11 protein-coding genes are annotated in these 12,430 nt (G+C 41.1%); 7 read left to right on the forward strand and 4 right to left on the reverse strand.

Annotated elements, in window-relative coordinates; genetic code table 11:
* Positions 1-345: 345 nt before the first annotated feature.
* The 6 genes from FTX54_RS07625 (at position 346) to FTX54_RS07650 (ending at position 7,095) form a co-directional block, all read left to right on the forward strand.
* Positions 346-1,140, forward strand: a complete 795-nt coding sequence (locus tag FTX54_RS07625; RefSeq protein ID WP_147804862.1) for an SDR family NAD(P)-dependent oxidoreductase — start codon at positions 346-348, stop codon at positions 1,138-1,140.
* 379 nt (positions 1,141-1,519) lie between these two features.
* Positions 1,520-1,987 (forward strand): low molecular weight protein-tyrosine-phosphatase, encoded by a 468-nt coding sequence (locus FTX54_RS07630; RefSeq protein WP_147804861.1) that lies wholly within the window; start codon positions 1,520-1,522, stop codon positions 1,985-1,987.
* A 91-nt stretch (positions 1,988-2,078) separates the two neighbouring features.
* On the forward strand, positions 2,079-3,068 hold the full coding sequence (locus FTX54_RS07635) for a class I SAM-dependent methyltransferase (RefSeq protein WP_147804860.1): 990 nt from the start codon (positions 2,079-2,081) through the stop codon (positions 3,066-3,068).
* A gap of 144 nt (positions 3,069-3,212) precedes the next feature.
* Positions 3,213-4,703 (forward strand): phytoene desaturase family protein, encoded by a 1,491-nt coding sequence (locus FTX54_RS07640; protein WP_147804859.1) that lies wholly within the window; start codon positions 3,213-3,215, stop codon positions 4,701-4,703.
* Positions 4,700-6,160, forward strand: a complete 1,461-nt coding sequence (locus FTX54_RS07645; protein WP_147804858.1) for a phytoene desaturase family protein — start codon at positions 4,700-4,702, stop codon at positions 6,158-6,160. Before FTX54_RS07640 ends, FTX54_RS07645 begins: the two co-directional genes overlap by 4 nt.
* A 92-nt stretch (positions 6,161-6,252) precedes the next feature.
* A complete protein-coding gene (locus tag FTX54_RS07650; protein WP_147804857.1) occupies positions 6,253-7,095 on the forward strand; it encodes a phytoene/squalene synthase family protein in 843 nt (280 codons plus the stop codon).
* Positions 7,096-7,498: 403 nt separating this feature from the next.
* Here FTX54_RS07650 and FTX54_RS07655 read toward each other — a convergent pair whose 3' ends face one another.
* From FTX54_RS07655 to FTX54_RS07670, 4 genes are read right to left on the reverse strand one after another with little or no spacing between them, the layout of a single operon-like run.
* On the reverse strand, positions 7,499-8,968 hold the full coding sequence (locus tag FTX54_RS07655) for a phytoene desaturase family protein (protein WP_147804855.1): 1,470 nt from the start codon (positions 8,966-8,968) through the stop codon (positions 7,499-7,501).
* Positions 8,965-10,062, reverse strand: coding sequence for a glycosyltransferase (locus tag FTX54_RS07660; protein ID WP_147804854.1), 1,098 nt, complete (start codon positions 10,060-10,062; stop codon positions 8,965-8,967). The genes FTX54_RS07655 and FTX54_RS07660 overlap by 4 nt, the downstream gene beginning before the upstream one ends.
* A complete protein-coding gene (locus FTX54_RS07665) occupies positions 10,059-10,775 on the reverse strand; it encodes a 1-acyl-sn-glycerol-3-phosphate acyltransferase (RefSeq protein ID WP_147804853.1) in 717 nt (238 codons plus the stop codon). The genes FTX54_RS07660 and FTX54_RS07665 overlap by 4 nt, the downstream gene beginning before the upstream one ends.
* Positions 10,772-11,557: a carotenoid biosynthesis protein gene (locus FTX54_RS07670; protein WP_147804852.1), complete on the reverse strand. Its 786-nt coding sequence runs from the start codon at positions 11,555-11,557 to the stop codon at positions 10,772-10,774. The genes FTX54_RS07665 and FTX54_RS07670 overlap by 4 nt, the downstream gene beginning before the upstream one ends.
* 157 nt (positions 11,558-11,714) lie before the next feature.
* Between FTX54_RS07670 and FTX54_RS07675 the strand changes: the two genes are divergently transcribed.
* Complete coding sequence (locus FTX54_RS07675) at positions 11,715-12,428, forward strand: SDR family oxidoreductase (protein ID WP_147804851.1); 714 nt, start codon at positions 11,715-11,717, stop codon at positions 12,426-12,428.
* Positions 12,429-12,430 lie beyond the last annotated feature (2 nt).

Genomic DNA, 12,430 nt, shown 5'->3' on the forward strand with positions numbered 1-12,430 from the left:
AACATTCTATCGTTTAAGCCTGGGCCGCCAGCTTTTTAAGTAGACTTATCTTCTGTCATCGTAAGCCGGAAAGACAAGTTCCCCTTTTTCGCGTAAGAACCACAGGCTTTAACAGAGCTTAAAGAATAAGTGTCACAATAATCAGTCTTTTTACCGTAAGCTGTAGTGGACATGGAACGAATCCGGGGCGGTCAAGGACAGGTCCCGCCCCGGACTACCGCAGTGAAGAAGGGATCAGCTGAGGCCGGCCCTGCGCACCCATGAAAACGAAAACGCACGTTCATCGCTTATCTACTTTATTTTCAAGGCAGCCAATCAAATAAAAGGTTTGAGGAGGAATATGATATGCAAACGCCACTTTTAAATAAAGTAGTAGTTATAACCGGCGCTTCGAGTGGAATAGGAGCTGAAATGGCTCTTGAAACTGCCAGAAAAGGCGGTCTCCCGGTATTAATTGCCAGATCTGAAGATAAACTCGTTAAGACAGCTGAAAAAATCATTAAGGAGACAAACACAGTACCTTACATATACCCGGCTGATGTGACCGATTATATCCAAATGAAGAAATTGATCGGTGAATTGGAAGAAATAACTGGATCTATCGATGTGCTTATAAATAATGCAGGAGTCGGGGTGTTTGACTATATCACTGATATAGACATGGAGGAGGCAGATACCATGTTTCGAGTGAATGTACTTGGAACAATGGTCTGTACGAAAGCAGTGCTTCCGGGTATGAAAAAAAGAGCAGCAGGTCAAATTATTTTTATGTCATCGATTGCAGGAAGTATTGCTACTCCGAAAGCAGGAGTTTATGCTGCCACAAAACATGCAGTGAATGGTTTCGCTGATGCTTGCAGATTGGAAACAAAAGGATTTGGCATAGATATAAATGTTGTTAGTCCGGGACCAGTGGAAACCGGTTTTATCGATCACGCTGATAAAGAGGGAACCTACAAACAAAGCGTGGCTTCTGTTATCCTCGAAGCTGAAGAAGTGGCTCGAAAAACGATCAGGCTGGTCAGCCGTCCAAAGAGACAATTAATTCTGCCTGCCTGGATGAGGATTCCTATAAAAATTCAGAAGTTATCTCCTGGATTTTTTGAATGGATGGCTGGAAGCACCCTCAGGAAAAAATAAATCAACCGCAAATATTTATAAAGCTTTTAAAAGACCAATGTTGTTATATAAATGCCTGCCACTCCTTCAGCTGCCTGGGAGATGCCTTTCAGCCAGTCTTTCCATAAGTCCTGAATGACCATCATACTTTCATTCCGCAGGCGTATTTGTCCGCCGCTCATATCGTTAAATAGGAATTTCGTGAATAAAAGACAGATTTTCTGTTCTGGAACTTACAAGAACGAAGCGAATACGGGCCTGTGAAAAAAGGGTGCGGGAGATCCAGAGCCGGTCCGGAAAGCGACCCCCATGGAAACGAAAGCGCACGTTCATCACTTCTATGCTTTAATTTCAAAGAAGAACGCTGTCAGAGCCAATTTCAAAGGTGGTGCTAGTAATAATGATACGTATATTTTTTGTCTGTCTTGGGAACATATGCCGATCTCCGATGGCAGAAGCGGTATTCAGGCATAAAGCTGAAAAAAGAGGGATAGAGTCCAGATTATTGATTGAATCTGCAGGGACGGGTGAATGGCATGTCGGTCATCAACCTCACGAAGAAACGCTGAAAACACTTCGATATAATCATATACCTGCAGGCAATATGGTCGGAAAGCAATTAAACGAAACGGATGTAGATGCAGACTATATCATTGCTATGGACGCTGCCAATCTCGGATATATAAATCAGATGAGGGGCTCCCATACTGGAAATGAAGTATTCCGCCTGCTTGATCTGCTTCCTGACATACCAGAAGATGATGTCCCTGATCCTTATATGACCGGAAACTTTGAAGAGGTTTTTTATTTGATTGATCAAGGATGTGAAGCTTTACTGGATTACATTATCGCAAAGGAAAGGCTTTAGAATACTGCCTTCTCCCTGGTTTATTTAATGCCAATGAGGGTATAATATTTACAGCGTTTGACAATAAAGGTGAGAAGAGAAGGTGAGAGTTTTGAGCGAGCTGCAGAGAGTAATACAAGCAAGAAACTGGATGAAAACAAATGAAAACTTTCTGGAAACATGGCATGCTCACGTGGGTTATGACATGGATTTGTTTGACAGCTTTGAAAAGGGAGCAAGTGTGAAAGAAGTTTCTTCTTCCAGAAACTTATCAGAAGAACTTCTGGAGCGCTGGGTCGATGTCGGTTTACAGGTAGGACATTTGACGAAAAAGAAAAAAGAAAAAGTTAAGGCAAAGAAAAAAATGGTAAGATATGCTTCAAAAGCAAGCAGAGAATCTGTAGGAATTCTTCTCAGTGAAATGATGGAACTTCATATCCCAACGCTTCTGAAATATCCGGACCTGATCCGCTCGGATGAAAGGCTTACATATCTTTCAGATAAGTTTGCGGAAATCGTAGCGGAAACTTCAACTTTTTTGGAGAAAGCGGCTGTCAGCCCCATTCTTAAATGGGTGAAGCAGGAAAACCCCGCCAGCATTATTGATTTCGGCTGCGGTTACTGCGGCTACTTAAGTGCTGTTCATAATAAATATCCTGAGACAGAGCTTATTGGTGTGGAATTAAGCAGGGAAGTTGTTGAGAAAGCTAAAGCGCGTGTCTCCCAAGATATTGATGTTCGACAGGGAGATATTGAGGACTTTCTTGAGAGCTTCGAAGGTAAAACGGATATGATCATGGCGCACAACCTTCTTTACTATTTTAAGCCTGAAGAACGGGTTACGCTCTTTAGGAAATTTGCTGGTGCTTTAACCAAAAAAGGTTCTGTAACAATTATTTGTCCCCTTGTTTATGCAAAACATGGAGGAGCATTTACAACAGCATTCAATACGTTCATGTCCGCCCATGACAATTTATATCCCCTTCCTTCACCAGAAACGATTAAAAAAGATGCAGGAAATTCCGGCTTCCACGTTGCCGGCATGAAACCACTCATCCGAGAGGGCGGATGGTACTTAATAACGTTGAAAAAAAACTCCTGACATTTTCCGGCTGCTCATGCCGTTCTCCGGCAGAGCAGTTTTTTAAAAACCTATGATGTACAAAGATTATACAAAAGTTGTTTATACGTTTATATTTACGGGAAATCTATAGATTATAAAGCAGTCGGAAAGAGGTGCAGGTAAATGACACAAGTGGCGATTATTGGTGCGGGTCCAGGTGGACTTGCTGCGGGGATGATACTGGCAGCAAATGGATACGAGGTGGATATTTATGAGAAGCAGCAATACGTAGGTGGAAGAACTTCTTCTTTTACAAAAGGGGAATATACTTTCGACTTAGGACCGACATTTTTCAGTATGACGCATGTATTGGAAGAGATTTTCACGAAAAGTGGCAGAAATCTTCATGATTATGTAGAGTTAATTGAACTGGACCCGATGTACTCCCTCGTTTTTGATAACCTGACCATCAGGGCGAGCAGGAATGAAGAAAAAATGTTTGCGGAAATCGAAAAAAACTTTCCGGGAAACGGTCCTGCTTACAAAGAGTTTATGAAGGATACAAGGAAAAAATTGGCTGCCTTATCGCCTATTCTTCAGGAAGAGCATGCCTCTTTATTTGATTACCTGCGTCTGAGAAGCATTAAAGCTCTTCCGCAGCTTGAAGTAGGTAAAACATTATATGATGTTCTTGCGAAATATTTCGATGATGAAAGGTTGATCCTTTCCTTTACTTTTCAATCTAAATATCTCGGGATGTCTCCATGGGAATGTCCGGGAGCGTTTAGCATATTATCATTTATGGAGCACGAATATGGAGTCTTTCATCCGCGCGGGGGATTAAATCAAATTACAAAAGCAATGGCTGCAGTTGCCGAAGAACACGGGGCCCGAATTCATTTAGATTCGGGTGTTCAAAAAATTGATGTGCAGAATGGAAAAGCTGAGAGTCTGCTTCTTGAAAGCGGTGAAGTAATAAAGTCGGATCATATCGTCATGAATGCGGACTTTGCAAACAGTATGTCAACATTAATCGATGATAAATACAGAAAAAAATACTCGGACAAAAAACTTTCCAAAAAGAAATATTCATGTTCAACGTTTATGATATATGCCGGGGTTAACAAAAAAATTGATCTGGACCACCATACCGTTTTTTTCTCAGCGGATTATAAGAAAAATGTCGAAGAAATTACTAAACTGGGGAAGCTTTCCGATGATCCATCCATATATGTACACAATGCTTCAGTTACAGATAATACCCTGGCACCCGAAGGTAAATCTGCTCTTTATATCTTGGCTCCGGTGGCTAATAATTTCAGTGAAATTAACTGGGAAGAGAAGAAGCAGAAATTTCGTGATTTAATTATGGAGGAAGTGGCCTCCAAGCTGGGTATGCCTGACCTGGAACAGCATATTGAAGTGGAGGAAATTCTCACTCCTTTTGATTGGGAGAAAGATAAACTTATTTATCAGGGAGCAACTTTTAATCTTGCTCATAACCTCGGACAAATGATGTATTTCCGTCCTCATAATCAATTTGATGATATTAAAGGGATTTGGCTTACCGGAGGCGGGACACACCCGGGAAGTGGTCTTCCCACGATCTTTGAATCAGCGAAAATTACTTCAAAACTTATTATGCAGTCCGATCGTAGGAAGGTGAATTCATGAAAACGATAATCGTCGGAGCAGGAATAGGCGGAATGGTCACAGCGCTGTATGAACGTATGGCAGGTAATGAGGTTGTTATGTTTGAATCCAAAGCCAGACTCGGGGGGAGACTGGCTTATCACGAAAGAGGAGAATACCGGGTGGACGAAGGACCAACTGTAGTGCTTCTTCCGAATATGATAAAAGAAATTCTGAATGAAATTGGACTGGCAGACAGGGTGGAATTTGTTCAGATAGATCCCTTATACCCTCTTCATTTTCCAGACGGATCCAACTTTCTCAAATGGAGTAATAAAGAGAACCAGAAAAAAGAAATTGAGAAACATTTCCCTGGAGAATCCGGGGGTTTTGACGAATATATGGACGATATGAAAGAGCGTTATTTTGATGGGAAAGCTTCTTTTCTCGATCATGCCTTTTTGCAGCGCCGTGCATTTTGGACGATAGGAAATATAAAAACGCTCATAAAACTGAAAGCTTATCAATCTGTTCGAAAGCAGTCTAAAAAATATTTTAAATCTATCAGGCTCCAGGAAGCTTTCGCTCTGCAGACTTTATATATAGGAGGCTCCCCTGAACAGACTCCTGCCATTTATTCTCTCGTACCATTCAGTGAGCATGAACACGGCATCTGGTACATTAAAGGTGGTTATGCGAAACTTGCCGAAGTCCTTGCAGAAGCTCTCGAAGAAAGAGGAGTGGAAGTAAGAACTCATTCGAGCGTAAGTGAAATTGTTACTGAAGCCAATGAAGCGACCGGCTGCATTGTTAACGGAGAAGAGGTAAACGGGGACAGGATTGTTTTGAATGGAGAATTTCCAGCAGCTGAAAAATTAATGCCGGAAAATTCTAAAAAAACATACAAGCCGTCATCCGGCTGTCTTTTATTTTATTTTGGTCTTAACAAGCCGCTTAACACAGCTCATGTTCATAATTTCTACATTGGAGAAAGCCTTGACAAGCATATGAATGATTTGTTTGTGGAACATAAGTTATCTGACGATCCTGCCTTTTACGTTTTTAACCCTTCGCTAATCGATGAGACACTCGCACCTGAGGGCCACGGTGTAGCCTATGTCCTTGTCCCTGTACCTTCCGCTGACAAAATCAGCAGAAAAGAATATTTAACCTATGCCGAGAAAATAAAAAAATTGCTGATAGAAAGAACAGATGCCCAGCTCAATGAAAAAATTGAATGGGAGCATATTCGAACACCTCATGAAGCTAAATTGGATGGTTTATATCAAGGGGGGAGTTTCGGTATTGCTCCTACACTATTTCAATCAGGTGTATTCAGACCTCAAGTAAAACCATTCTCCTATAACAATGTTTATGCTGTGGGAGCATCTGTTCACCCGGGTGGCGGCATTCCAATCGTTATGCATGGTGCAAAAGTCTTATCAAAAATTCTTCGAAGTGAGACTAAAGAGGAATTAATGGATATTAAAGAGAATTAATTAGCCAGAGGATAAATAATTTTGTTACTCTCTAATTACAGAGGAAAATCCGAGAAATAGGAGAAGCGGATTCAGGAGAGGAGTAATCCCTTATGCAGGTTCAAGAAGCATACGATCATTGCCGGCTTATAATTGAGCAGCACTCCCTTACTTTCGCCAAGGCATTTAAGCATCTTCCCAGGAAAAAGCGTCAGGCTGTCTGGGCAGTATACGCTTTCTGCAGGACAGCTGATGATATCGTTGATGAGGGTGTAGAAAAAGAACGGGAACTGAAAAGATTTAAAAAGGATCTGGATAGGTTTGCTGATGGTGATACTCCGCTTCACGATCCGCTTTGGACAGCCCTGGAAGATGCTTTTAGACATTTTTCTTTTGACATTCAGCCTTTTTACGACATGATAAAAGGACAGGAAATGGATTTGTATGGTTATAATTACCGGTCTTTTAATGAGGTATTAAACTATTCTTATCATGTAGCGAGTACAGTAGGGTTAATGCTGCTTCCTATTCTTGCTCCAGACGCAAAGGAAGAACTGAAATTGAGTGCTGTTAAGCTGGGATATGCTATGCAGATTACAAATATACTCAGGGATATAGGAGAAGATATGGACCGAGACAGAAAGTATATTCCTGATGAACTAATGAAAAAATATGGTTACACTCAAGCAATGCTCGAACGCAGGGAAGTAAATCAAGGATTTATTTCTATTTGGGAAGAAATGGCTCAGAGTGCAGAGAAATATTACGAAGAAGGTTTAGAGCTCACGAACTTATACCCGGTTCATTCAAGACTGCCTGTGCAAGCAGCAGCCCTTTTGTATAAAAGAATCCTTCATTCTGCCAGAAGAAATGAATATGATGTTTTTAAGCGCCGAGCTGTCGTGTCGCAGGAGGAAAAGTCAGTAATATTAAACGAACTGGCTTCTATAAAATAAAAGCCCCATGGTAGGAGACATCGATGCTCCGCCCATGGGGCTTTTACTATTGGTTTTGTCGGTATTTGATGATTTTTTGGCAGCCTTAAAAATAGAACATCTATTTCATATTGAACACCATCTATAGTTTCCTCTTTTCGCTCACCAGCCTTTTTACCGTAAGCTGAAGTGGACATGGGACGACTCCGGGGCGATGAAGGACGAGCCGAAGATCCACCCCTCCCGACCGCAGGGAGGAAGGGATTAGCTGAGGCCGGCCCGCCCGGAAAGCGTCCCCATGGAAACGAAAGCGCACGTTCATTGCTTAAATACTTTATTTTCAAGCTAGCCATTAAAAAAAGCCTGCTCAACGATTAGGGTTTTCAGAAAAGAGGAACAAGGAAACAACCTTTTCATGTATAGGTTACCTGTGCTCTTTATAAATAAGATCTGCAACGTTCATCCCACTCAAGGTTACCATCGGAGAACCTCCGCCGGGATGTGTGCTTCCTCCTGTGAAGTATAAATTCGAAAAATCTACCGCTTTGTTATAAGGTCTCAAAAATGTATTTTTGCGTTTATTGGATGATATCCCATACAACGCTCCACGGTAAGCATAAAATTTATTCTTAATATCAGCCGGCGTTACCGTTTTGGAATCAATAATTGAGGGAGCGATATCCAACCCATGGGATTTCATTTTTTTTAATACAAATTCCTGAGAGATTGATTCTTGATTACCACTTTTTGAAAGAGGAGGGGCATTAATCAGGAAAAACATATTATCTCCCCGTGGTGACATAGCTGGTTCTGTCTTTGAGGAAGTACAAATATAAATAGTTGGATCTATTCCATAGGATTCTTCCTGGAAAATAGATCGAAATTCTGCTCCTGGATTTTCACTAAAAAAAACGTGATGATGATTTAAATCGAATTTCCGGTCAGATGCAGCCAGAAGCACGTAAGCAGAAATAGAGGGATCGGCGGCCGCAGCTTTTTTATTTGTAAAAGAAGGTCGATTTTTCTCATCTACCAACCGGGGAAACTGTGTTAATAAATCCCCGTTCAAAACAACAGCGTCAGCCTGAAGCGAGTTGTCATTGTCTATCACAACCTCTTTTATTTTTCCATCGGCTCCCTCCAGAGAAGTTACTTCTCTGCCTTTCATGATCTCTACACCTATTAGTTCAGCTGCCCGTTCCATACCTTCTGCAATTTTATAGTTTCCTCCCATTGTGTAATAAACCCCATCTCCGAGTTCCAGGTGTCCAATTAGTCCAAAAGTTGCTGGCGAGTAATAAGGGGAAGAGCCGATATAAGTAGCGTATCGGTTAAAGGCAGCCAGGATTCGTTCATCTTTAAAAAAACGCCTGTGAAAGTGGTCGAGATTCTCTAGCGGTCTGGTAGTCATTAAAGCTTTCATTAATGGCAGCGACAGATAGTCTTTCCAGCTTTTGAAAGTACGTCTTAGAAAATGATTTTCAGCTGTGTGAAAAAGCCGGGATGTCTCATTCAAATAAGCTTCATAGTTATCTGCTGAACGGGGGTCGATCTGCAGCAGTTCTTCCTTCATCTTTTCTTTATTCGATGAAAAGGTAAAGGAAGAATGATCATAAAAACTATTGGTAGTATGATCTGTTAATTTAATAAAGTTAAAAAAGTCCTCCGGGTTCTGGCCGGACCTTTTTATAACTTCATTAAAAACACCTGGCATTGTAATGGTATTTGGACCGAAATCAAAACGGGAACTGCCTAATGAAACTTCGTGCAGCTTCCCGCCTATATGATTATTTTTTTCAATTAATACGGCTTGAAACCCTGAGGACTGCAGGGAAATTGCAGCACTGATCCCTCCAAGGCCTCCACCTATTATAACTACCCGTTTTTTATTCATTGGTAATTGCGTCCTTTCCATGTGAATCCACGTTTTGAAAAGCCGAGAAAAGCTGAATAAGCTAATATAGTAAACATCATTACAATCGATAAAGGAAATAATATAAAAAGCCACGGTTTTTGACGTGTGAATAAATCCACAGCCAATTTAATGGATAATGTGAGCAGAAGCGGAAGAAAATAAAGTAACTCACCCGTATAAATACCTAAGAAAGCAATTGGAACCGGTAAAAGAAACAACAGACTATAAAAAATTATAATAGCTGTCATAATTGTTATGCTTCGTCCAAGGCCAGGAAAGAAATTTTTGGAAAAACCTTCCCAGACTTCTTTGTTTGTCTCGTACATAAAACATTGAACCGTATTAGTGTTATTTACCAGGCGAACGTTCCAGCCAGTACGTTTCATGATTTTTGCTATGTGTATATCCTCTACCAGGGAAGCTTTAACTGAGTAGTGACCGTTTATTTCATCGTACGCTTTTTTTCTGAACATCATGTAGGCTCCGTGTGCAGCCGTTGATTTATCCCATAGAGTGTGGTTGGCGAGAAGCACAGGAAGATGAAAGAAAACTAGAAAATGCTGCATTGGTACGAGGAGATGTCCGAGCAGGCTTTTTAATGGAATCTGAGGGAACCCGGTAACAAGCCCCGTTTTTTCTGTAAAGGCGTGCAATGATCTGTCTATTATATTGGGGTGTACCCGAACATCAGCATCCAAAAAAAGTAAAAAATCTCCTTTGGCCTGCTTGGAAAGCTGGTAGCAGGCATGAACTTTCCCAACCCATCCTTTAGGAAGATCTTCACCTTCCAATAAATGGATCCTTTGGTCTTTTGACGATGCTTCCACTAGTTTTTCGGCAGTCTGATCTGTAGATCCATCATCTAAAATGAGAATTTCCAGCTCACGATAAGTAATATGCCCCAGCGAATCGAGCAGCGGTTTCACGTTAGCTTCTTCATTTCGCATTGGAATAAGAATGGAAACAGAAGGGGTAAAGGATGATTGTCTTTTATCACGAAGCAGAGGCATCAAAGATCCGTTAATGATCGTAAGCAGGAGCATGATAAATAAGAAAATGATATATGCTGTCACTCGATAACCCCCAAAAAACGTTTCGTATTTTCCCACCTTTGAGCAAAGCCTTTCTTCCCATAAAGCAGAGGAATAAATGAAGAATCGTTTAAAACAGTCCGTTTTAACATTTCGAGCTCTATTGTCAGCATTTTTTCAGCTTCGTCAGTCCATCTTTTTCGATTCCATGAGGGTGCACCCTTGATCGGAGAAGCAGAATGGACGAACCATTCGGGGCGCTGCTTATGAAAAAGGCCGTGGTAAAATACGACCGGAATTAAAGGAGCTGCGGGTACCCGCCATTTCAGGTAGCCGGCACCCCCGAAAAAAGAAAGAGGTCTTTTTTCAAGAGGATATTCATTCCCCTGTGGAAATAGAAAAACATTTTTCCCCTCTCTCAGCTGGGAAGAAGCATAATCCAGAGCGTATTTAACGGAGCGTGGGGAACGGCTGTTTACGGAAAAAGCCCCCAGTTTGTTAAAAAAAGGAAATCTCTGCAGTCCGGCCTCATCCATCATAGCGACGGCATCTGTATGCCAAAGAGTGTGATTTAAATAAAACAGCATAAGAGGGTCCCACCAGGAACTGTGATTCACCAAAATTATGGCACCTCTTTGAGGGGGTGGAACGGAATTTTTTGATTGATAAAGGCCGTGAAAGTTTTTAGAGATTAACTGCCGGTTATACAGATGAAACATTTTCTCGAAATGCAGGTTATTCGCTGCTTTAATCATAGATCAGCCCTTCTATTGAAAAAGATATAAAGTACATAATAAGCAGAGGCGGTCAGTAAGGACACGAGAGGAGCAAGAATCATTCCGTTAACTAAGGCTACAATGACAAACATAAAAGCCATCATCCCGTAAAGATACAACATTCGTTTGTGCCAGAAATGCCTGTTCGTTCCTTTCCATTTTCCGTTTCTTAATAAAACAGTAGAGAGTATGAAGTGTAGTATGAAAGAGAGGATGAACCATCCGAGAAAATTACTGAAAGGGATGTTGTAATAAAAGCCCCCGGTTTCCCAAACCCAGTACTGCTTAACTTCAAATGCAACAGGATCAATAATTAAATCCAGCGAAGTTCCAATAAAAGCTCCGTAAACAGAGTAGATAATTCTACGGAACCTTTTAAAAATATTCACGACAGGAGCAGCCAGCACGTGGGAAGTTGCGATGACCATAGTCCAGGCAAATCCTATCGTTAACGGTACACCGGCTACTTTCGGACCGAAGTCTGCCTGATAGCTGTAATCGCCAAAAAATAATCCTGTATGTACTCCGAAACTCTCGATTGCCATAGACATTATGAAAATGGTACCGATGAGAAACAAGCCGGTTAAAGCAGGAGAATTTCTGTAGAAATAAAACATTCCCAGTAAGCCGGATGTCATTAAGAAAACAACGTTAGCCCATTCGAGCCAGGAGGGGACAAGGTCGAAAGATAATAAAAAAAGCCCAATAACGTACCAGATAATGAAAAAACGGTATAAATAATAATCAAGTTTCAGTGGCATCTTCTCATCCTTTCAAGGTGCACAGAGTTGCGCCTATGCTATTAATTTGTCATGCTATGTGAATAGTTTACCCTTATAACTATAGTTCTATTCAGTATAACTTTTAAAAATAAAACGGGCAATTTAGAAGAATGAGACCATAAGGAGGAACAGTTTCATGAAATATGTTATCGTTACCGGAGCGGCATCGGGCATAGGGAAAACTATTGCAGAACAATTTATCAAGCAAAATTACTATGTGTTTTTACTTGATAAAAAAGATTCTATAGAGGGACATTTTTCTTATTCTTCCTCACTCTATTCCTTTCATCAGGTTGATGTAAGTTCAGAAGATTCAATCCGACATTTTTTCAGAGAGCTGGCAGATGAAAAAATAAAAATTGACCTGCTTATCAACAACGCCGGTATATCTGAATTCGTACCTTTTGATGATTTAACTCTAGACAGCTGGGACAAGGTAATAAATACAAATCTAAGAAGTGCAGTGATTATGAGTAAAAAAGCTGTACCAGTGATGAAAAAAGATTCATCGATCATAAATATTGCCTCCACCCGTGCTGCTATGTCTGAGCCGGGGAGTGAAGCATATGCAGCGTCAAAGGGAGGACTCGTTTCATTAACGCATGCACTGGCAGCAAGTCTTGCCGATAGAAACATACGCGTTAATTGTATCAGTCCGGGCTGGATTCATACCGGGTCCCGGGAAGAGTTGATTGATTATCACCATTCTCTGCACTGGTCCGGCAGAGTTGGCTCTCCGGAAGATGTAGCTTCCGTATGTACTTTTCTTGCAGATGAAAAAAATAAATTTATCAACGGCGAAAATATTACGATCGATGGCGGAATGACAAGGAAAATGCGCTACGATTAATA

The sequence above is a fragment of the Alkalicoccus halolimnae genome (genome assembly GCF_008014775.2).
GTDB lineage: Bacteria > Bacillota > Bacilli > Bacillales > Salisediminibacteriaceae > Alkalicoccus > Alkalicoccus halolimnae.